We start from the raw sequence: 20,811 nt of genomic DNA on the forward strand, positions 1-20,811 counted from the left end.
TCGCCTTTCTCGAAGGTTCCGCGGCGGCGCAGCGCCAACGGGATGGTGACGGAGGATCAGTTGGCGTGGCCGGCCGGCTCACCGACCGGGGCCGGCTCGCCCTCCTCGTCCAGCAGGCTGTCGAGCAGCACCGCGGCCACGCCTGCCACGGTCCGGGCGGCGTAGAACTGGCTGAGGGTCAGGTCCGTCTCGAAGGCCTCGCGCAGCCGGGTGATGGCCTGGGTGGCGCGCAGCGAGTGCCCGCCCAGGTGGAAGAAGTCGTCGAAGGCGCCGACGCCGGTGAGGCCGAGGACGGTGCCGAAGACCTCGGCGACCAGTTCCTCCAGCTCGTCCCGGGGGGCGACGTGGACGGTGCCGCGGACGCCGGCGGTGAACGGGTCGGGCAGCGCCCGGCGGTCGACCTTGCCGCCGCTGGTGGTCGGCAGCTGCGGCATCGGCACGAACAGCGCCGGGACCATGTACTCCGGCAGCAGCTCGGCGCAGAACCGGTGCAGTTCCACCGGGTCCACGGACTGCCCGCCGACCGGGACGACGTACGCGGCGAGCAGCCGGTCGTCGCCGCCGGGCACCGGGTGGTCCAGGACGGCGGCCAGTTCGATCAGCGGGTGCTCCAGCAGTCGGGCCGAGACTTCGCCGAGCTCCACCCGGAAGCCGCGGATCTTGACCTGGTCGTCGGCCCGGCCGAGGAACTCCAGCACGCCATCGCCGCGCAGCCGGACCAGGTCGCCGCTGCGGTAGAGGCGCTCACCGGGCAGCACCGGGTCGGGGACGAAGCGGTCGGCGGTCAGCCCGGGCCGCTCCAGGTAGCCCCGGGTCACCCCGTTGCCGCCGAGGTACAGCTCGCCGGCGGTGTCCGGCGGCACCGGGCGCATCGACGGGTCGAGGACCAACGCCCGGATGCCGTCACGCGGGCCGCCGATGGCCACCATGCCGGGGCCGCTCTCGGCGGGCGTGACCTCCAGGGCGGTCGCGGTCACCGTGGTCTCGGTCGGGCCGTAGGTATTGACCAGGCGGGTGCCCGGCGCGGCGGTCAGCCAGCGGGCGGCCACCTCACCGGAGACGGCGTCGCCGCCGAGGATGAGCAGCCGCAGCCGCGGCGGGATGCCGCTGGTCGGACCGTCCCCGTACTCCGGCAGCCGGCTCACCACGGCGGCCCAGTAGGCCGGGGGCAGCTCGGCGACGGTGACGCCGTACTGGCGCAGGATGTCGCCGAACTCCTCCGGGAGCCACAGGTCGTCCGGTCGCAGCACGACCGTGGCGCCCCGGGTGAGGCCGGGCAGGAGTTGCTCCAGGGCGGCGTCGAAGGAGAGGTTGGCGAACTGCAGCACGCGGTCGTCCGCGGTGATCCCGTACCCCTCGGCCATCGCCTCGCAGTGTGCGGCGAGCGGCCCGTGCAGGCCCATCACTGCCTTGGGGCGGCCGGTGGTGCCAGAGGTGTGGATGAGGTAGGCGAGTTGCTCGGCGTCCGCCTCGGGCAGCCGCAGGGCCGCGTCCCCGTCGGCGGCCGGCTCGGCCGGATCCACCAGGACCAGGCCCGGGCGCTCGGGCAGCGAACGGGCCGCCGGGCCGGCGGTGATGACGAGCCGGGCGTCCACGTCGTCGAGCAGCACGCTCTTGCGGTCGAGCGGCAGCGCCGGGTCCACGGTCAGGAACGCCCCGCCCGCGCAGGCGACGGCGAGCATCGCGACGACCATCTCGCAGCCGCGCGGCAGATGCAGGGCGACCGGCGTCTCCGCGGCCACCCCGTGGGCGATCAGCCGGTGGGCCAGCCGCTCCACCCGCTCGGCCAGTTCGCCGTAGCCGAGCTGGTCGTCGCCGCAGACCAGGGCGACGGCCTGCGGGGTGCGGGCGGCCTGGTCGAGCACCTGCCGGTGCACCGGGACGTAGCGGGGCCGGGCCCCGGTGCCCTCGGCCGGCCAGGGCCGGGCGCCGCCCGGCTCGCCCGGGAGCAGCAGGTCCAGCTCGCCGACGCGGACCGACGGGTCGGCGGCGATCTGGCGGAGCACGGCCGCGAACCGGTCGGCGAAGAGGCCGGCCGCCCGCGGGGTGAACAGCTCGGTGGCGTACTCGACGGTGCCCGAGACCAAGCCCCCGGCGTCGATGTCGAGGTCCACCGTGAGCGCGGTCGAGGCGGAGAGCCGGGGCAGCTCGACGGTGCGGACGGCGAGCCCGCCGGCCTCGGTCTCCCCCGGGCCGGTGTGCCGGACGTCGAACAGCACGTTGAAGAGCTCGCCGCCGGGCAGTTCGCCCCGGCGCTGCAGCTCGGCGACCACGGCGTCGAAGGAGCAGCCCTGGCCGGGGCGTTCGCCGGCCATCCGGCCGTGGGTGTACCGGTGCGCCTCGATCACGTCGGCGTGGACGGTGCCGAGCAGCTCGTCGAAGCGCGGGTCGGCGGCGAACTCCGCCCGGCGGACCAGGGTCTCCACGTGGAAGCCGACCACGGCGTCCCCGTCGACCCGCATCCGGTCGGCGACCGGCGTCCCGACCAGGACGGTGGCGTCGCCGGTCCAGCGGGACAGCAGTGCCTGGAAGGCGGCCAGCAGCAGCACGTACGGCGTGGTACGGGCGCGGGCGGCCAACGCCCGCAGGGCGGCGGAGGTGCCGGCGTCGAGGGCGAAGGTGTGGACGGACCCGGCGCCGGTGCGGACTTCGGGGGCCCGCAGGTCGGCGGGCAGCCGGGGCGCCGTGGTGTCGGCCAGGTAGGTGCGCCAGTGGGTCAGCCGGGCCTCGTCGGGGGCGGGTTCGTCGCGCAGGCGCTCCAGCACGTGCCGGCGGAAGGACGGGGCCGGCTCCAGTTCCTCGACGGGCAGGCCGAGGGCGGCCTGGTAGAGCCGCAGGATCTCCTCCCGGAGGATCTCGGCGGACTGCCCGTCGAAGGCCACGTGGGCCACGTTCACCAGCAGCACGTGCCGGTCCTCACCGGTGCGTGCCAGCAGTACCCGCAGCAGCGGGCCGGCCTCGAGGTCGAACGGGCGGGCCAGCTCGGCGGCCAGCAGGTCCCGAAGGGCCCGCTCCGTCCCGTCGGCCGCGCGCAGGTCGGCGTAGGCCGGGACGAGCGCGGGCGGTCGGCCGAGCACCCAACGCGGCTCGCCGTCCCGCTCGGTGACCACCCGGGCCCGCAGCACCTCGTGCCGGGCCACCACCCGGCCCAGGGCGGCGAGCAGGGCCGAGCGGTCCAGCGGGCCGGTGAACTCCAGCGCGAACGGGCAGGCGTGCTCCGGGGATTCGGGCCGCAGCTGGTGGGCGAGCCACATCAGCCGCTGGGAGGCGGTGAGCGGGAAGGGCCGGGTGTCCTCGCCGGTGGCCACCGGCAGCGGGGCCAGCGGCGTGAGCAGGCGCGGGCCGGCCTCGGGCGCCAGGGCGAGCCGGCCGGCCGGGGTGTCCGGCGCCGCCGCCACCTGGTCCAGCCAGCCGGTGAAGGCCGCGGCCAGCGGCCGGACGGTGTCCTCGTCGAACAGCCCGGAGTCGTACTCGAAGAAGGCGGCCATCGCCTCGCCGTCGTCGGCGACGTCGAGCAGCAGGTCGCACTTGGCGGTGGCGCGCGGCACCAGGTGGGGCACGGTCGTGATCCCCGGTAGGTCGAGCGGGGAGCCCACCGCGTTCTGGTAGTTGAGCGCGACCTGGAAGAGCGGGTTGCCGTCCGGGGTCCGGTTCGGCCGCAGCGTGCGCACCACCTCGTCGAAGGGCACGTCCTGGTGCGACAGGGAGAGCAGGACGGTGCGTCGCACCTCGTCGAGCAGCGTCCCGAACGGGGTGGTCGGCTCCACCCGGGCGCGCAGCACCAGGGTGTTCACCAGGTAGCAGACGGTGTCCTCGCTGCCGGGCAGCGAACGGGTCGCCACCGGGGAGGCGACGGCGACGTCCGGGCCGCCGCTCCAGCGGGCCAGCAGCGAGTGCAGTGCGGTGAGCAGCACCATGTACGGGGTGGAGCGCCGCTCCCGGGCGAGCCGGCGCAGACCGGCCGCAGTCGCGGCCGGGATGGTGAAGTGCACGGCCGCGCCGGCGCCCCGGCGGTGTCCGGCGCGCGGGCGGTCGGTCGGCAGTGCCATCGGCCGCAGGCCGGACAGCCGGCCGTGCCAGAACGCCAGGTGGGCCTCGGTGTCGAGCTCCTCGTGGCGTTCGCACTCCTGCCGGACCAGCCGGCCGTAGGGCAGCGCGACCGGGGTGAGGGCCGGCCCGTCCCCGCCGTCGGCCCGGTAGGCGGCGCCGAGGTCGCGCAGCAGCAGGCCGGTGGACCAGTCGTCGAAGACGATGTGGTGCACGTTCAGGGCGAGGACGTGCACCTGCGGTGCGAGGCGCAGCAGCAGGCCCCGGGCCAGCGGCCCACGCTCCAGGTCGAACGGGGCCCAGGCGAACTCGGCGACCGCCCGCTCCACTTCGGCCGAGGCCTCGGCCGGGCCCATGGCCGACAGGTCCCGGACGTCGAGCCTGAACGGAGCGGCCGGGCCGGTCCACTGCCGGGCCTCGCCGCCGTCGTCCAGGCCGAACCGGGCGTGCAGCGCGTCGTGGCGGGCCGCGACCGCGTCCAGGGACCGGCGCAGCCGCGCCTCGTCGAGCGGGCCGGTGAGCCGGTAGGAGACCGGGACGTTGTAGGCCGGAGCCGCGTCCTCGAAATTCTCCGCGAACCAGATTCGGAGCTGCCCCGGTGTCAGGGGAATTCCATCGGGTCGCATTGTCGCTCTCCCTATCGAAGAATCTCGTGATGGCGCGGGGCGTTGTTCAGACATTAGGCCGCGGGAAGTCGGTCGATCATCGGCCGCCGGGGGCATCCGCGGTCGGAAGTACGGATGACGCCGATCCGACGGAAGCAGGAGCGCGGGCCGCCGGAAGCGGGTTCAGGCGTGCGCCGGCTGGGCGGACGCATGGGTGCGCCACCACTCCCGCCCCTCCTCGGGCAGGGTGTGGATCGGGTCGTAGTACTCGTAGCTGTCGGCCTGGTCGTCGTCCAGCACGGTGCGGTAGTTCTTCGTCCAGTACGAGATCCCGCGCGCCCGGTCGTACTCGACGGCCTGGTGCACCCAGCGCTTTCCGACGTAGGGGACGTCGCAGACGATGCGCGGCGTGGCGAATCCGGGAAGATATCCCAGAATTCCCTCCTGGAGTTCCCGGGCCTGCGCCACCGAGGTCCGCCAGTGCTCGCTGAACGGAATCATGTCGCAGAGGTAGAAGTAATAGGGCATGATTCCGGCGCCGTCGAGCAGGGCGAACCCGAGGTCGAGCAGGGCGTCCACCGAGTCGTTGACCCCGCTCATCAGCACGCCCTGGTTGCGCACGTCCCGCAGCCCGGCGTCGAGCAGCCCCCGGGCGGCGTCGGCGACGCCCGGGGTGATCTGCTGCGCGGCGTTGGCGTGGGTGTGCAGGGCGAGCTGGACCTCGTGGGTACGGGCCAGCCAGGCGAGCCGCTCGACGCCGGCCCGCACTTCGTCCGAGGCCCAGTACTGGGGCAGGCCGATCAGCGCCTTGGACGCCAGCCGGATGTCCCGGATCGACGGGATCTCGATCAGCGCCGAGACGAAGGCCTCCAGCCGGGGCCAGGGCAGGTTGGCGACGTCACCGCCCGAGACGACCACGTCCCGCACGCCCGGGGTGGCGCGCAGGTAGTCGAGCATCGCGGTCAGCCGGTCGGCGGGCCGCAGCAGGAACTTCGCCTTCTGCACCTGGGGAGTGGAGTTGCCGACCAGATCCATCCGGGTGCAGTGGCCGCAGTACTGCGGGCAGGTCGGGACCACCTCGGCGAGGACCTTGGTCGGGTAGCGGTGGGTCAGCCCCTCGACCACCCACATCTCCTGCTCGTGCAGAGAGTCCCGGGCGGCGTACGGGTGGGAGGGCCAGTCGGTGCGGCGGTCGGAGTAGACCGGGAGCATGTAGCGGCGCACCGGATCGGCCCGGAACGCCTCCGCCAGCCCGCCCGGGCCGGCCGAATCGACCTGCGGGGCCATGGTGTTGAGCATTTGCGGCGGGATCAGCAGCGACATCGTGGCCCGCTCCCGCTGGTCCCGCTCCAGGTCGGCGTAGAAGGCTTCGTCCAGCAGCTCGCCCGTCACCTCGCGCAGCTGGCGCACCGACTTGACGCAGTGCGCCCGCTGCCACTGCGCGGAGCCCCACTCGGCCGCGGTGACCTCCCGCCAGCCGGGGAAGCGGCGCCAGTCGGGCTCGACGGGGGCGCGGTAGCGGTAGCCGTACGGCTGGGCGGCCCGCTCGGCCGTACGGGGCGGATGGACCGCCGGACGCTGGATCAGGGTCTCCGTCAACGCTGTTCTCTCCCGTACTCTTCGCCCGGTGCGGGCCGCAGGACGGCACCGCAGCGCAGGACGGTGTGGAGCAGTCGGCGCACGGCCAGACTGCGAAGGGGCTGGAGGCGGACGCAGCGCCACCCGGTCGGGGCGCTCACGCCGGGACGGGTTCGCGGGCGGAGATCTCCGAGGCGAGCCCGGCCACGGTGGGCAGGATCAGGAAGTCGAAGTAGGCCAGCCGGACGCCGGTCTCCTTGGCGACCGCGGTCAGCACCTTGGCGGCGAGCAGCGAGTGGCCGCCCAGCTCGAAGAAGTCGGTGTCCACGTCGGTGACCGGCCGCTCCAGGACCTCCTGCCACAGTTCGACCAGTCGCCGTTCCAGCTCGGTGCCCGGTGCCCGGCCCGAAGTGGCCTCGCCCGGGGTGTGGGCGGTCGGCTGGGCCTGGTCCGCCACCAGTCGGACCAGCGCCGCGCGGTCCGCCTTGCCGGTGGCGGTGAGCGGGACCTGCGGCACCAGGGCGACCGTGCCGGGCTGCATGTAGCCGGGCAGGCGGTCGGCCAGGGCGGCGCGGACCCGCTCGGTCAGCCGGCCGTCGTCGGTGCCGTCGGCCCGGACCGCCAGGCCGAGGGTGTCGCTCCCCGGGACGCCGTCGGTGCCCGGCAGCACGAAGGCGACGGCCAGCTCGACCCCGGCGACCTCGTGCGCGACCTGCTCCAGCTCGCCCAGCTCGATCCGGTAGCCGCGGATCTTGACCTGCTGGTCGGCCCGGCCCAGGTACTCCAGCTGCCCGTCCGGGCGGCGGCGGACCAGGTCGCCGGTGCGGTAGAGGCGGGCGCCCGGCCCGCCCGAGGGATCGGGCCGGAACCGGTCGGCGGTCTGGCCGGGCCGGTTGCGGTAGCCGCGGCCGACCGGGGCACCGCCCACGCAGAGCTCACCGGCCTCGCCGTCGGGCACGGGGCGCAGCCGCTCGTCCAGGACGAGGACGGTGCCACCGCTGATCGGGCGGCCGATCGTGGTCGGGTCGTCCCCCCTGGCCGGGTCGGCCCAGGTGGCGCAGATGGTGGTCTCGGTCGGACCGTAGGCGTTGACCAGCCGGTGGCCGGCGGACCAGCGCTCGACCAGGGCGGGCGGGCACGGCTCGCCGGCCACCACCACGGCCGGGATCGCCTCCAGGGCCTCGCCGGCGGCGCTGAGCAGGGACGGCGTGCAGGTGACCAGCCGGGCCTCGGTGGCGACCGGGTCCGGGGTGATCGCCAGGGCGGCGCCGTCGCGCAGGACGACGCCCAGGCCGTGCGCGAGCGGCAGCGCGGTGGACCAGACCCAGCCGTCGAAGGCGGGCGCCATCACGTTGAGCACGGTGCCGTGCGGTGCGCCGTCGGCGTCGACGAGTGCGCCGAAGGCCTCGACGAGGTTGCGCAGGCTGCCGTGCTCGATCTCCACGCCCTTGGGCACCCCGGTGGTGCCGGAGGTGTAGATCACGTAGGCGAGCCGCTCCGCGGGCGGACGGGCGTCGCCGTCGGCGGGCCGGGCCGAGGGTCGGCCCGCCGGTCGGGGCGCGGAGAGATCGAGCAGGTGCCCGTAGGACAGTCCGGCCCGGCGGCTGGTCGCCGCGTCCCGGGTGATCAGTACGGTGGGCCGGGCGTCGGCGGCGATGACGGCCAGTCGCTCGTCGGGGTGCGCCGGGTCGAGCGGGACGAAGGCACCGCCGACCCGCCAGATCCCGAGCAGCGCGGCCACCAGGCCGGCGCAGCGCGGGAGGTGGACGCCGACGGTGTCCTCCGGGCCGACGCCGAGCCCACTCAGCTCGGTCGCCAACCGCTCTGCCTCGTCGGAGAGTTGGCGGAAGGTCAGGCGCAACTCGCCGTCGTCCACGGCGAGGTCGTCGGGCCGCTCGGCGACCCAGGATGCGAAGAGGTCGAGCATCAGTACTCCTAGGGGGGTCCGATCGTTCAGGAAGGCGCATTCGCCCGGCGACGGCCCGACGGGCAGGGGCGATGGCGCCGGCGTCAGCCGGCCGGTCACTCAGTCGGTCAGTCAGACGGTCCGGGGCGGACCGGCGGCCAGCCACTCGGCCAGGTCCCGCGGAGTCCGCCGCCAGGGGTCGAAGGACTCCAGGCGCCAGGTCGCGCCGGCCGCGGCCAGAGCGGCCGACTGCGCGCGGGCCGCGTCCGGGTCGCCGGGCGCGGCCACGGCGACTGCGGCGACCTCGCGTCCGGCCGGTCCCGGCCGGGAACCGACCTCGTCCATCCGTCGCAGGATCGCCGCGAGTTCGTCCGCCTCGGGGCCGCGCAGTCCGCCGCCCTCGGCGCGCACCATGGGCACCACGCCGTCGAGCGCGGCGGCCCGGCGCAGCGCGCCCGATCCGGCGGCCGGCCAGGTGGCGGCACCCCAGACCGGTACCCGCGGCCCCCTGCCGTGCGGGTCGGCCACCGGGGTCGGCAGGAAGGTGGCCCGGTCGACCCGGTAGTGCGGGCCCTGGTGGCTGAACTCGGTCCCGCGCCAGAGTCCGGCGAGGACCTCCAGGGACTCGTCGACCCGGGCGGCCCGCTCGCGCAGCCCGCCCTCCTCGCCGAAGGCGGCGAAGTCCAGGTCCCCGACCGCGCCGAGCCCGACCCCGAGCACCAGCCGGCCCCCGGAGAGCCGGTCGAGCGTGGCGCTCTCCCGGGCCACCTTCCACGGGCGTCGGCGGGCCAGCGGGGTGACCAGCGGGCCGCTGACCAGGCGTCGGGTACGGGCGAGGACGGCGGTGACCGCGGTCCAGGTGTCGGCGACCGGGAGCCGCAGCTCGCGGTGGAGCATCAGGTGGTCCCAGAGGAACAGCCCGTCCCAGCCGGACTCCTCCGCTCGGACGGCGTACTCGACCAGCCTGGCCGGGTCCGCGTAGTGGCCCGCGTTGGGCAGCAGCAGTGCGTGTCGCAGCGGGCGCCCGTCCGGCCCGCTCATCGGGCACATCCCGAGGGCACCAGCTCGGCCCGGTGGATGGCGGCGGCCACGGCGTGGGCGGAGCGCACCGCGCCCTCCAGGTGGCCGAAGAAGTGCGGCGAGTACTCGGCGCCGACCCGGTGCACCCGGGGCCAGCGGCGGTCCGGCGCGGCGGCCCGGGCGCGGCGCACCCAGTCGCCGAGGGCCGGTACGGCCGCGTAGCAGCCCTGGACCAGCGGCTCCCGCTGCCAGTCCCGGGCGTACAGGCCGAGCGGTTCCCGAACCTGCGGTCCGAGCCACTCGGCCAGCCGGGCCAGCACGGATTCGGCGCTGCTCTCGCCCCGGTGCCACAGCCGCGCCTCCGCACCGGTGAGGAAGCCCACCAGCACGCCGAGGCCGCCCCGCCCGGCCGAGTCGTCGACCAGGAAGCGCAGCGGGGCACGGTCGGCGGTGACCCAGCCGCTGAGCCCCTCGCGCTGCCAGAACGGCTCCGGGTAGACCAGGTGCAGCTTGACCGCCGTCCCCGCCACCGGCACCGGCGCCGAGCCGGTGGCGTCGACGCCGTCGAAGGCGATCGCCGCCTCCGGGCCCGGACCGGTGGCCAGGACCACCTGGGAGCAGTCGACCAGCAGTCCGTCCGCCGCGACCCGGATCGTCCCGTCCGGCCGGGCGCTGATCCCGCGGACGGGGGTGGAAAGGCGGACGGCCCCGCCGAGCCCGGCGGCCAGCCCGTCGCTGAGGGCGCGGGCGCCGCCCGCGAACCGCTCCTCCTGCGCGCCGGAGGCGAAGGCGGTGAGGAAGGGCAGGCCGCCGCCGGAGCGGACGTAGAACAGGAAGTGGAGCAGCGACACCTCGTCCGGCTCGGCGGCCAGCATCTCCCGGACGATCTGCTCGATCAGCAGCCGGGAGTCGGGGTGGTCGAACTCCTCCGCCAGCCAGTCCCGGACGGTGGTGCGGTCCTGCGTCTCGGCGTCGGGCGAGCGGCCCGGCTCGTCCAGGTCCACCCGCTCGGCGAGTTCCTCCACCCGGTCCAGGGCCAGACCCAGGGCGAGCGCGCTGTAGGGCGGCGTCGGCCCGTCGTCGCGCAGCAGCCGGCCGCCGAAGTCGAACAGGCTCGCGCCGGCCGCGGCGGTACGGACCCGGGGCAGGCCGAGCCGGTCCGCCAGCGCGGCGACCTCGGTGTGCAGCCGGCCGATGTAGGTGCCGCCCTGGTCGAGCGTCAGGCCGTGGGCGGGCCGGCTGTCGGTGCGTCCGCCGACCCGGGCGCCGGCCTCCAGGACCAGCACGTGGTGCCCGCGCTCGGCCAGGCCCGAGGCCGTCACCAGGCCCGCGAGGCCGGCGCCCACCACGACCACGTCGGCGTCCTCGACCCGGGGGCTCATGCCTGGCCTCCGGTCCAGACCGGGCGCAGCGGCGCGTCGTCGCGGTACGCGAGGGCCAGCGCGCGCAGAAAGGTGCGCAGTTCCTCCTCGTGCGAGGCGAGCGGCCCGGCGATGTAGCGGTCGTTGGAGACGCCCCGCTGGGTGGACGAACAGGCCTTCCAGTCCTGGTCGTTGGTGGTGCGCCAGAAGTCCACCGCGTAGCCCGGGTCGAAGCCCTCCCGGCCGAGCAGCTCGGGGTCGAAGAGCCACTCGCAGACCACCTTGGTGCGGCCGGCGGCCAGCGGCTCGATCCGGTGGGTCACCACGTAGTCGTGCGTCGCGGTGACGAACAGGTTGGGCAGCACGGCGTAGTAGCAGACCTGCCGGGCGCGGTCCTCGTCCAGCAGCGGGAAGGTCCAGTCCGGCCCGGTTCCGTCCAGCGACATGCTGGTGGCCGAGTTCTTGAGGTCGAGCGATCCGCCCAGCCACAGGCCCGTACTGGCGAAGCCCTCACCGTTGACCGTGCGCTGCACCCGGCTGAGCTCGGGGTGCGTGCTCGGGCAGTGGTAGCACTCCAGGTAGTTCTCGACCAGCAGCTTCCAGTTGGCGTCGAGGGCGTACTCGGCCCGGCCGCCGACCTGGAGGGTGTCCAGCCGGTACGCGGCCAGCACCTCGGTGAGGTTGCCCAGCGTCTCCACCAGGTCCGGGGCCTCCCCGGACAGGTTGACGAACAGCCAGCCGTTCCACATCGCCGACCGGACCGGCAGCAGCCCCATGCCGACCGGGTCGGACTCCGCGAGCTCCTCGAAGCGGGGGGCACTGCGCAGCTCGCCGTCGAGCTTGTACACCCAGGCGTGGTAGGCGCACCACACCTGGGCCCGGCGCACCTTGCAGCCCTGCGCCACCAACTCGTGCCCGCGGTGCCGGCAGGCGTTGACGAAGGCGTTGACCCCCTCGCCGGTGCCGACCAGCAGGATGTTCTGCCCACCGACCGCGACGGCGCTCTGGCTGCCCTTGGCCGCGAGGTCCGACACCCGGCCGACGGCCACCCAGCCCTGCTGGAACAGCCGGGCGCGCTCCCAGCCGAAGACCTGCTCGGAGGTATAGGCGGCACCGGGCAGGGCCCGTCCGGGGCCCGTGGGGTCCAGGATCTCGCTGAGCGTCTCGGAACCGAGGATCAGGGCCGGTGAACTCCGGTCCTCCACACTGGCCAACATGGAAAAGCCTTTCTACGGGCGGCAGTTCCATCAGGCTATGAAGGTGCGTCACCGAACCGCATCGGCTGAGCGGTGCACCGGTGCTCGTCCCTTGGTACGAAGGGCGCTCTCCCGAAGGGCGCCCTCACGAAGGGGGGCGCTTTCACTCCTCGCCGGTCAGCCACCCGTTGGCGACGGCCTTGGCACCGGCCTGGAAGCGGCTCCGGGCGCCCAGCGTCTCCATCAGGTCGGCGGCGATGCGCCGTGCGGTACGGGCCGAGACCCCCAGCCGTTTGGCGATGGTCTCGTCGGTGTGCCCCTGCCCGAGCAGCCGCAGCGCCTCGGCCTCCTGCGGGCTGAGCCCGTGCTCGTCGTGCTCCCGCGGGGCGGCCGAGTAGAGCGGTACGGCGCGTTCCCAGACCAGGTCGAACAGGGCGCAGAGCGCGACCAGGGTGCCCTGGCCGGTCAGCAGGGCCGCGCCGCTGCCGGTGTTCTCGGTGTCGACGGGCAGCACCGCGGTGGTGCGGTCCAGGATCATCAGCCGGGTGGGCAGGGCGGGCACCGTACGGACCTCGCCGCCCAGTTCGGCGAGCCACTTCGCGTACGCCACGGTGGCCGGGCTGTTGCGGACGCTGTCGAGGTAGAGGGTCCGCATCCGTACGCCGCGCTCCAGGAGTTCGCGGTCCTGCGGCTTGGCGGCCTCCATGTTGGCGGCGCTCTGCCCGCCGCCGGGGGCGAAGGTCATCACTTCGCGGGTGACGTTGCGGCAGAGCATGTTGATCCGGTCCCGGATCTCGTCCAGGTGGCCGAGTTGCTCCGCGAACCGCTGCTCGGGGCGGCGGCGCTGCCGGGCGGCACTCTGGATCAGCTCCATCGCGGCCAACCTGGCCTGCTCGATGCGCTGTTGCTCCTCGGCGAGGTGGGCCCGCCGGCTGGCGATCAGGACCTCGATGCCCACCTCGGGGTCGACCACCCGGTAGCGCGAGGGGTCGTCGGGGCGCCGGCGCACCAGGGCCAGCTCGCTGAGCCGGTCGAGCGCGCCCCGGACCTCCTCCTCGGGGAGCTCTAATCGGTCGAGCAGGGCGTTCAGGTCCTCGTGCGGGTTGCCCAGCATGGCCCGGTAGATCCGCTCGGACGCCTGGTCCAGCCCGAGAGCGTTCAGCATTCCGCCCCCTTTTAGTTCGTCCGCAGCATGAAGTTCGTCCGCAGCATGGTAGGCAACGGTGATGGACCCGCCAAGTGTTGGCACGGTTCGATCCCCGTCGCCGGGGAGGCTCACGGCTTTTATGGGGCAGTGTCCGGTTCCGGCCTCTGCATAAAACGGACAGCCGTCCGCGCCCTGCCGCCGGTGGGCGAGGGTGAATGCTCGCCAGGTGTACTTGATTCATGTCCGCCTGGCCCTGCCGGACGGCTTCGCGTTCCCCTCCGGCCTCCGGCGCCGGCTGCTCGGCCCGGTGTCCGCCGAGGCGACTCTCGACCACGTCACCCTCCATCCCGCGGAGCAGGGCGTCGCCACCCTGGGCCTGTTCGTCACCGCCCCCACGCTCGCTTCGGCCGAGGCCGCCGCCCGCTCGGTCGGCGAGCGCGTGTTGGTCGAGCACGCCGGGCTCACCGCCGCCGCCCTGATGGACTGTCAGGCCGTTTTGGTCGACGCCTTCTTCGAGCGGCTGCTCGCCGCCCGGGGCGGAGGTGGACGGACTATGCCACCGCATGATTGGGACATCGGGCGGTGCTGACACGGGCACGCCGAGCGACAAGACTGGAGGCACACCGAGAGCGGCGGGCGCCCCGAATATCCCAGGGGGCGAACCGGGTTCGCGCACCACCGTGCAGAGCCGGACCGCCTCGGGATCCATCCACGCACCATCGACGCCTGGGGAGACACCACCATGATCCGTACACGTATCGCCTCCGTCGCCGCCGTCCTCGTCGTCGCCCTGACGCCCTTCGTCGCCGCAGGCACCGCCGGCGCCGCAGGCCACGCCACCCCGGCCTCCGCCGTCGCGGCGGCCGCCACCCCGGCCCCGACCACCACCCCCACCCCCGGCGACACCACCGGCTGGGAGTGACGTCCGACCAACCAACCGACCGACCGCACACCGCACATGAACGAGGGGGAAGCCATGCTCCTGGTCGCCGCACCGGACACGGCAGCATCGCAGCGCACGATCAGGGTGGTCCTGGCCGGCGACGACGACCTGGCGAGGGAAGGGACCAGATCACTCCTCGGCCGGGAACCGGAGCTGAGCGTGGTGGGACACGCCGCCAACGGGCCCGCGACCGTCTCAGTGGTCCGGGACACCCAGCCGGACGTCCTGGTCCTCGACCTGCGGATGGGGAAGGGCCGCGGCCAGCACGTGCTGCGGCGGGTCGTCGAGGAGGTCCCCGCCGAGCAGCTGCCCAGGTTCGTGGTCACCGAGGTCTCCGCGGACCGCGTCCTCGCCGACATCGTCCGGCTCGGCGCGCACGGCTGTCTGCACACGGGCTGCAGCGCGGCCGACCTGGTCCACGCCGTGCGCACGGTCGCCGCGGACCAGGCGTTCCTGACGCCGAGCCTGACCCGGGACCTCTTCCACCGCTTCCAGCTGCTGCCGACCACGGCGACCGGTGAACGCCCGCACCAGCTGGAGCCGCTGAGCGACCGCGAGGTCGAGGTGCTGCGGCTGATCGCCTCGGGTTGCTCGAACCGGCAGATCGGCACCCGGCTGCAGGTCTCCGAGACCACGGTCAAGACGCACGTCTCCAAGGTGCTGGCCAAGCTCGGGCTGTCCGCCCGGGTCCAGGCCGCCCGGCTGGCCTGGCAGGTCGGCCTGGTGCCGGTGGACCAGGCGGTGCCGGCGTGAGCGCGCCGCAGGAGCTGGCAGCGGAGCAAGAGGTGCCGGAGGAATTGCGGAAGAACTCTTCCGGAGATACTCTTCCGAACATGGGAACGGAAGACAAGCGGACGGTTTCCGACGTCAAGGCCATGCGAGCACTCGCCCACCCCACCCGGCTGGACCTGCTGGAACTGCTCCGGGAGCGGAAGAGCCTCACCGCCAGCCAGTGCGCGGAACAGCTCGGCCTCAGCCCCAAGGTCTGCTCGTACCACCTCAACCAACTCGCCGAGAGCGGCCTGATCGAGGAGGCCGGCACCGGCGGCGGCGACCGGCGCGAACGCCCCTGGAAGCTCGCCTACACCCGGGCCGAGGCCAGCATGGAGCAGGGCACCCCGGCCGCCGACGCGGCCCGGGACCAGGCCATCCGCCTCCTGATCGGCCGCAACCACGACCAGGCCCTGGCCTTCGCCGACATCCTGGGCTCGCTGCCGCCCGAGTGGCAGCAGGCCTGCACGATCACCAGCCGCCGGGTCATGATGACCAGCACCGAACTCCGGGGCTGGAGTGAGCAGATGGAGTACGTCACCCGCGAGCACGTCGCCCGCACCGAGCGCCACGCCCTGGAGGAAGGCTCCGAGCCGGACGCCGAACGCCGGCCGGTGCGCCTCATCTGCTACGGATTCCCGGAGGCCGCCAAGTGAGCGCCGGCAGCACCCGCGAGACGTCCCGTCCGACCGAAGTCGCCACGGCCGACTCCCAGCCGTCGCACGGACTGCGGCACTTCACCGCCGTCTTCGCCGAGCCGCGCGTCCGCCGGGCGATGATCGGCGCCTTCGTGGCCCGGCTGGCCCAGGGCATGTACGCGATGGCGCTGCTGCTCCTGCTCCAGCGGCGGCTGGAGAGCTTCGCCGTCGCCGGCGCCGTGGTGTCCGGCTTCGGCCTCGCCTCGGCGGTCTCCAGCCCGGCGCTCGGCCGGCTGATCGACCGGCACGGAGCCCGGGTGCTCACGGTCTGCGCCGTGCTGGGGCCGCTGGGAGTGGTGCTGCTGGTGACCGCCGCCGTGTACGGGCAGGCCGCCGGGGTGTGGGCCGGGGCGCTGCTGGCCGGCGCGGCGCAGCCGCCGATCTCCTCGACCCTGCGCGCCCTCGTGTCGGACACCTTCGCCCAGGCCGAGACCCGCGCGGCGGCCTACAGCCTCGACGCGATCAGCACCGAGGTCACCTTCGTGGCCGGCCCCGCCCTGGTCGGCGCCGCCATCGCCTGGGCCGCGCCGGAGTTCGCCCTCCTTGCCGGCGCCGTGTTCACCCTGGCCGGCACCTTCCTCTTCCTCAGCTCCCGCCCGTGCGCCGCCGACCGCGGCCAGCGGCCGGCGGCCGCCGAGCCGCGCGCCTCGCTGCGGTCCAACCGCACGGTCTGGGTGATCAGCGCCACCGCCCTGCTGCAGATGCTCGCCATCGGCATGGTCGAGGTCGGCGCCGCCGCCCGCGCGGTCGAACTGGACAACCCCGCCGGGACGGGCGTGCTGCTGACCGCCTGGGCCCTCGGCAGCGTCGTGGGCGGGCTCGGCTACGGCGCCGCTTCCTGGTCCTGGTCGCTGCGGACCCAGTACGGCCTGCTCATGGCGCTCGGCGGCGCCGAGTTCGCCGGCGTCGCCCTGGCCTCCGGCTTCGCCGGGCTGGTGCCGCTGATGTTCGTCGCCGGCCTGGCCATCGCCCCGGCGGCCACCGTGGGCGCCACCCTCCTCGGCGGCAGCGTCCCGGCCGGCGGGCGCACCGAGGCGTTCACCTGGATGGCCTCCGCCAACGCCCTGGGCGGCGCGGCCGGTTACCTGCTGGCCGGTTCGCTCGCCGAGGTCCTCGCCGCCCGCCCGGTCGTGCTGACCGCCGCCGCCCTGCTGCTGGCGGCCGCGCCGGTCGCGTTCCTCCTGCCGCGCCGCACCGACTGACGGAAGTCGTCAACTCGTCCGCGCCGGAACGGTCCTGGGCATCCAGCCGGGCCGGCGCTGCTCGTAGGAGGCGATCTCCTCCTCCCAGCGCAGCGTGTTGCCGATCTCGTCCAGCCCGAGGAGCAGCCGCTGCCTCAGGTGCTCCTCGATCGTGAACCCGAAGCGGATCTCTCCCGCCGTCACCGCGTTCCGTTCCAGATCGACCAGGACCGGGGTGTCGGGGGCGCTCTCCACCAGGTCCCACAGCCGTTCGACCGTCTCCTGGGCCGCCTGCACGGCGAGCAGACCGTTGCCGAGCGCGTTGCCGCGGAAGATGTCGCTGAACGAGGGCGCGATCACGGCCCGGAAGCCGTGGTCCACCAGCGCCCAGACCGCATGCTCCCGGGAGGAGCCGATCCCGAAGTCCCGGCCGGCCACCAGCACGCTCGCGCCGAGGTACTGGGGCTGCGCCAGGATGTAGTCGGGGCTGTCCCGCCATTCGGCGAACAGCGCGTCCGCGTAGCCGGTCCGGCCGATGCGCTTGCAGAACTCGCCCGGGATGATCTGATCGGTGTCCACGTTGCTCCGCCGCAGCGGGACGGCGGTGCCGGTGTGGACGGTGAATGACCGCATGGTTCCTCTTGGTTCCTCTCCGGATGTCAGTCGAACGGTTACGAACGCCGCAGCCGTCCTCGGCCGCGGCGAGGGGCCGGCGCCGGGGCGCCGCCGACCCCTCGGTCACATCGCCGGCGCCCTACGCGCCGACGAGGTCCAGCTGCCGACCGTGGCCGGCCTGCGCGAGCAGTCCCCGCGGCACCCGGCCGGCCGCGGCCCGGGCCGCCTCCGCGACCGCACGGCCGGGTTCGTCCGCGATGCCGGCGCCCCAGAATCCGCGCCGCCCGACCACCACCTCGCAGTAGCCGACGTGGCCGCGGCCCTCGACGGCCTGCACGCTGACCTCACGGACCGTCGCCGGGACGGCCAGCAGTTCCAGCGCCCGCCGGGCGGTCTCCTCCGGGTCCGTCCCGAAACGGATCCCACCGAACTCGGCGGGCTCGACGGCCGCGTCCTCTGCGGCCGTGAACTCGGCGGCCGTGAACTCGCCCCGGAAGATCTCCCACAGGCGCTCCGCGCCCACCTCGCCGCCCGACTCCTCGGCCTCCCGCTGCAGCACCGACGCCAGCTCGATCTGGAACCGCCGGGGCAGCTCCAGCCCGTACGCGCTCCGCAGCAGGTAGGCGATCCCCCCCTTCCCGGACTGCGAGTTGATCCGGATCAGCGCGCGGTAGTCCCGCCCGACGTCCATCGGATCGATGGGCAGGTACGGCACGTCCCAGTACGGGTCCTCGCTCTCCGCGCGCGCCCGCAGCCCCTTGCTGATCGCGTCCTGGTGGCCGCCGGCGAACGAGGTGTAGACGAAGTCGCCCACCCACGGGTGGCGGGGGCCGACCGGCATCCGGGTGCACTCCTCGGCCGCCTGGCGCACGCCGTCCAGGTCGCGCAGGTCGAGCATCGGGTCCACGCCCTGGGAGAACAGGTTCATCGCCAGGGTGACCAGGCAGACGTTCCCGGTCCGCTCGCCCTGGCCGAAGAGACAGCCCTCGACCCGGTCCGCGCCGGCCAGCACCGCCAGCTCGGCGGCGGCCACGCCGCTGCCCCGGTCGTTGTGCGGGTGTACCGACAGCAGCACCCGGCCGCCGCCCTGCTCGCGCCCCGCCAGCCCGCGGCTGACGTACTCGATCCGGTCGGCGAACTCGTGCGGCGGGAACACCTCGACGGTGGCCGGCAGGTTGATCCGCAGCTGGTCGCCGGTGGCGGGCAGCCAGCGCTCCAGCACCGCGTTGCAGACATCGAGCGCGAAATCCGGCTCGGTCTGGGTGAAGGACTCCGGCGCGTACTGCAGGTGGATCCGGGTGCCCGGCAGCGAATCCCGCAGCCGGAGCAGCTCCTCCGCCCCGCGCACGGCCATGCCGAGCGTCTGCGCCTGGTCCATGCCGAACACCACGCGGCGCTGGGTGGTGGAGGTCGGGTTGAAGATCTGCACACACGCCTGCGGAACGCCCTGCAGCGCCTTGACGGTCCGTTCGATGAAGTCGCCCCGGATCGGCGCCATCACCTGGATGACCACGTCCTCGGGGATCTCGTCCTCGGCCACGAGCATGCGGATGAACTCGTAGTCGTCGGCGGACGCGGTCGGGTAGCCGACCTCGATCTCCTTGAAGCCCAGGCCGACCAGCAGCCGGAACATCCGCAGCTTCCGCTCCGGGGCCATCGGCTCCATCAACGCCTGGTTGCCGTCCCGCAGATCGACGCTGCACCACAGCGGCGCCCGGGTCGGCTGCCGATCCGGCCAGTTCCGGTCGGCCAGCCCGACCGGTCGGTACGGCCGGTACTTCCCCGTGTTCATCGGGCTGGCGCGCTGGAGCGCTCTGACGTCAGAGAAGTCGATCTGCGAAACCATGCCGTCCTCCGGTTCGACCATCGGGAGCCGAGTGCTGACACCCGGGTTCCGATGAACCGTAGGCGGCCGCACGAGCTCCTGGACATCGGCATTCCGACCCAACCGTGATCGTCAATTCGGTTGATTCGTAAGCCAGTTGCCACCTCCGGACGACCGGCGCTCAGGCACCTTCCGGAGGCCCGCTCCGCCCTTCCGACGATTGCGGCACCGGGCCGGCCGCAGTGGGATGGAACCCGGCCCCGAACCGCCCGCCGACGGACTCCGGTCCGGTCTCCTACTGCCGCGAGGTCCCCTGTGCATCTGCCGCCTCCCACCCCGGTGTCCCGGCTGGCCCGCATCGCCGACAACCCGATCCGCGACATCCTGGCGCTCACCGCCAGCCCCGAGGTGATCTCCTTCGCCGGCGGGCTACCCGACGCCGAGCTGTTCGACCACGCCGGCCTGCGCGCCGCGTTCGAGCAGGTGCTCACCCACGAGCCCGCCCGCGCCCTGCAGTACTCGTCGACCGAGGGCGACCCCCGCCTGCGCGCCGAACTGGCCCGGCTGCTGACCGGCCGCGGCCTGCCGACCACCGCCGACGAACTCCTGGTCACCACCGGCTCGCAGCAGGCGCTCGCCCTGCTGGCGGCCGCGCTGGTGGACCCCGGGGACGTCGTCCTCGTGGAGGAGCCCAGCTACCTGGCGGCGATCCAGTGCTTCCGGCTGGCCGGCGCCCGGGTGGTCCCGGTCCCCGGGGACGACGAGGGCATCGACCCGACGGCACTCGACGAACTGGCCCGCCGGCACCGGCCCAAGTTCCTCTACCTGGTGCCGACCTTCCAGAACCCGACCGGCCGCACCCTCACCGACGAACGCCGCCACGCCGTGGCGCGGATCGCGGCCGCCATCGGCCTCTGGCTCATCGAGGACGACCCGTACGCCGAACTCCGCTACCGCGGACGCCCGTTGTCACCCCTGGCCGGCTACCCCGGCGCCGAGGACCGCACCGCCCTGGTCGGCAGCCTGTCCAAGACCCTGGCCCCCGGCCTGCGCCTGGGCTGGCTCCGCGCACCTGCCGCCCTGCGCGGCGCGGTGATCGTCGCCAAGCAGACCTCCGACGTCCACACCTCGACCATCGACCAGACCGCCACCGCCCACTACCTGGCCACCACCGACCGGGAATCGGCACTCGCCGCCCTGCGCGCCGCCTACCGCCCCCGCCGCGACACCATGCTCGCCGCCCTCCCCGAGATCCTCCCGCCCGGCAGCGAATGGACCGACCCTGACGGCGGCATGTTCGTCTGGGCCAAACTTCCCGGCGGCTGGGACGCCCACACCCTGCTCCGCGCGGCGGTCCACCACGGCGTGGCCTTCGTCCCCGGCTCCCCCTTCTACGTCGACCACCCCGACCCCACCGCCCTCCGCCTCTCCTTCACCACCCAACCCCCGCACCGAATCACCGAGGGCCTCGCCCGACTGGGCACCGCCCTGACGAGGGAGGCCCTCTCACTTCGGTGATAGGGCCTCCCTCGTTCGGCGCGCCCGGTAGTACCGGTGGGCCGGTACGACCGGTGGGCCGGGCGCCCGCGTCCGGGGGTCTGACGCGGGAGACCCGGCCCGGTCTTCGGGGGCAGCTGTCCGTCAAGCCGCCCGTCAGACGGCCCGGCAGCGCAGCAGCGCCAGTGTGGGGTTGGTCCGTCAGTCCTCCCAGTAGGCCTCGCCGTGGGCCCGGACGCCCTCGTCGCTCACCTGGACGTGCTCCCAGGTGAATCCGGGTCTCCGACTGCCCGGCCCGCAGGTCGACACGCGGGAAGGGTTCGAGTGCAGCATGTTGCAGGCGAGCGGTGCACCAAGGTGCAACCGGACGAGGCTTGACCGCGGGATCACGCTGCTTCCCCAAGTGCGCGCCTGCTCACCG

At 74.1% G+C, this 20,811-nt stretch carries 15 protein-coding genes; 6 read left to right on the forward strand and 9 right to left on the reverse strand.

The genetic code is table 11. The annotated features are described in order from the left end of the window. Positions 1 to 56: 56 nt before the first annotated feature. From ACH4E7_RS39005 to ACH4E7_RS39035, 7 genes are all read right to left on the reverse strand, one after another. Positions 57 to 4,673 (reverse strand): amino acid adenylation domain-containing protein, encoded by a 4,617-nt coding sequence (locus ACH4E7_RS39005; RefSeq protein ID WP_396253942.1) that lies wholly within the window; start codon positions 4,671 to 4,673, stop codon positions 57 to 59. A gap of 162 nt (positions 4,674 to 4,835) precedes the next feature. Then, the gene (locus tag ACH4E7_RS39010; RefSeq protein WP_396253943.1) at positions 4,836 to 6,251 is read right to left on the reverse strand and encodes a KamA family radical SAM protein; all 1,416 of its coding nucleotides are present in this window, start codon (positions 6,249 to 6,251) and stop codon (positions 4,836 to 4,838) included. A 136-nt stretch (positions 6,252 to 6,387) separates the two neighbouring features. Next, positions 6,388 to 8,157, reverse strand: a complete 1,770-nt coding sequence (locus ACH4E7_RS39015) for an amino acid adenylation domain-containing protein (RefSeq protein ID WP_396253944.1) — start codon at positions 8,155 to 8,157, stop codon at positions 6,388 to 6,390. Positions 8,158 to 8,268: 111 nt separating this feature from the next. Continuing rightward, entirely contained in the window at positions 8,269 to 9,177 is a 909-nt protein-coding gene (locus ACH4E7_RS39020; RefSeq protein ID WP_396253946.1) for an LLM class flavin-dependent oxidoreductase, read from the reverse strand. Beyond that, positions 9,174 to 10,538 carry a flavin monoamine oxidase family protein gene (locus ACH4E7_RS39025; RefSeq protein WP_396253947.1) on the reverse strand — a complete coding sequence of 455 codons (1,365 nt, stop codon included), beginning with the start codon at positions 10,536 to 10,538 and terminating at the stop codon, positions 9,174 to 9,176. The genes ACH4E7_RS39020 and ACH4E7_RS39025 overlap by 4 nt, the downstream gene beginning before the upstream one ends. Beyond that, complete coding sequence (locus ACH4E7_RS39030; protein ID WP_396253948.1) at positions 10,535 to 11,734, reverse strand: aromatic ring-hydroxylating dioxygenase subunit alpha; 1,200 nt, start codon at positions 11,732 to 11,734, stop codon at positions 10,535 to 10,537. The genes ACH4E7_RS39025 and ACH4E7_RS39030 overlap by 4 nt, the downstream gene beginning before the upstream one ends. Positions 11,735 to 11,876: 142 nt before the next feature. After that, positions 11,877 to 12,878, reverse strand: coding sequence for a helix-turn-helix domain-containing protein (locus ACH4E7_RS39035; protein WP_396253949.1), 1,002 nt, complete (start codon positions 12,876 to 12,878; stop codon positions 11,877 to 11,879). Between the two features lie 208 nt (positions 12,879 to 13,086). Between ACH4E7_RS39035 and ACH4E7_RS39040 the strand changes: the two genes are divergently transcribed. From ACH4E7_RS39040 to ACH4E7_RS39060, 5 genes are all read left to right on the forward strand, one after another. After that, complete coding sequence (locus ACH4E7_RS39040) at positions 13,087 to 13,449, forward strand: hypothetical protein (protein ID WP_396253950.1); 363 nt, start codon at positions 13,087 to 13,089, stop codon at positions 13,447 to 13,449. A 153-nt stretch (positions 13,450 to 13,602) separates the two neighbouring features. Continuing rightward, a complete protein-coding gene (locus ACH4E7_RS39045) occupies positions 13,603 to 13,782 on the forward strand; it encodes a hypothetical protein (RefSeq protein WP_396253951.1) in 180 nt (59 codons plus the stop codon). 36 nt (positions 13,783 to 13,818) lie between these two features. Further along, on the forward strand, positions 13,819 to 14,556 hold the full coding sequence (locus ACH4E7_RS39050; RefSeq protein WP_396253952.1) for a LuxR C-terminal-related transcriptional regulator: 738 nt from the start codon (positions 13,819 to 13,821) through the stop codon (positions 14,554 to 14,556). An 80-nt stretch (positions 14,557 to 14,636) separates the two neighbouring features. After that, positions 14,637 to 15,230: a helix-turn-helix domain-containing protein gene (locus ACH4E7_RS39055; RefSeq protein ID WP_396253953.1), complete on the forward strand. Its 594-nt coding sequence runs from the start codon at positions 14,637 to 14,639 to the stop codon at positions 15,228 to 15,230. After that, positions 15,227 to 16,474 carry an MFS transporter gene (locus ACH4E7_RS39060; protein WP_396253954.1) on the forward strand — a complete coding sequence of 416 codons (1,248 nt, stop codon included), beginning with the start codon at positions 15,227 to 15,229 and terminating at the stop codon, positions 16,472 to 16,474. Before ACH4E7_RS39055 ends, ACH4E7_RS39060 begins: the two co-directional genes overlap by 4 nt. Positions 16,475 to 16,483: 9 nt before the next feature. On the opposite strand, the gene leuD is transcribed toward ACH4E7_RS39060, so the two are convergent. Beyond that, entirely contained in the window at positions 16,484 to 17,086 is a 603-nt protein-coding gene (gene leuD, locus ACH4E7_RS39065; protein WP_396253955.1) for a 3-isopropylmalate dehydratase small subunit, read from the reverse strand. A 121-nt stretch (positions 17,087 to 17,207) separates the two neighbouring features. Continuing rightward, the gene (locus ACH4E7_RS39070) at positions 17,208 to 18,914 is read right to left on the reverse strand and encodes a 2-isopropylmalate synthase (RefSeq protein ID WP_396253956.1); all 1,707 of its coding nucleotides are present in this window, start codon (positions 18,912 to 18,914) and stop codon (positions 17,208 to 17,210) included. 294 nt (positions 18,915 to 19,208) lie between these two features. Between ACH4E7_RS39070 and ACH4E7_RS39075 the strand changes: the two genes are divergently transcribed. Next, the gene (locus ACH4E7_RS39075; protein WP_396253957.1) at positions 19,209 to 20,411 is read left to right on the forward strand and encodes a PLP-dependent aminotransferase family protein; all 1,203 of its coding nucleotides are present in this window, start codon (positions 19,209 to 19,211) and stop codon (positions 20,409 to 20,411) included. The last annotated feature ends 400 nt before the right edge of the window (positions 20,412 to 20,811 follow it).

It is taken from the genome of Kitasatospora sp. NPDC018058 (genome assembly GCF_044327205.1).
Lineage (GTDB): Bacteria > Actinomycetota > Actinomycetes > Streptomycetales > Streptomycetaceae > Kitasatospora.

Coding starts and splice junctions, on each gene's coding strand:
- ACH4E7_RS39050 (WP_396253952.1), top strand. CDS start 13,819: ATGAACGAGGGGGAAGCCATGCTCCTGGTCGCCGCACCGGACACGGCA.
- ACH4E7_RS39005 (WP_396253942.1), bottom strand. CDS start 4,673: ATGCGACCCGATGGAATTCCCCTGACACCGGGGCAGCTCCGAATCTGG.
- ACH4E7_RS39030 (WP_396253948.1), bottom strand. CDS start 11,734: ATGTTGGCCAGTGTGGAGGACCGGAGTTCACCGGCCCTGATCCTCGGT.
- ACH4E7_RS39070 (WP_396253956.1), bottom strand. CDS start 18,914: ATGGTTTCGCAGATCGACTTCTCTGACGTCAGAGCGCTCCAGCGCGCC.
- leuD (WP_396253955.1), bottom strand. CDS start 17,086: ATGCGGTCATTCACCGTCCACACCGGCACCGCCGTCCCGCTGCGGCGG.
- ACH4E7_RS39025 (WP_396253947.1), bottom strand. CDS start 10,538: ATGAGCCCCCGGGTCGAGGACGCCGACGTGGTCGTGGTGGGCGCCGGC.
- ACH4E7_RS39020 (WP_396253946.1), bottom strand. CDS start 9,177: ATGAGCGGGCCGGACGGGCGCCCGCTGCGACACGCACTGCTGCTGCCC.
- ACH4E7_RS39045 (WP_396253951.1), top strand. CDS start 13,603: ATGATCCGTACACGTATCGCCTCCGTCGCCGCCGTCCTCGTCGTCGCC.
- ACH4E7_RS39035 (WP_396253949.1), bottom strand. CDS start 12,878: ATGCTGAACGCTCTCGGGCTGGACCAGGCGTCCGAGCGGATCTACCGG.
- ACH4E7_RS39055 (WP_396253953.1), top strand. CDS start 14,637: ATGGGAACGGAAGACAAGCGGACGGTTTCCGACGTCAAGGCCATGCGA.
- ACH4E7_RS39015 (WP_396253944.1), bottom strand. CDS start 8,157: ATGCTCGACCTCTTCGCATCCTGGGTCGCCGAGCGGCCCGACGACCTC.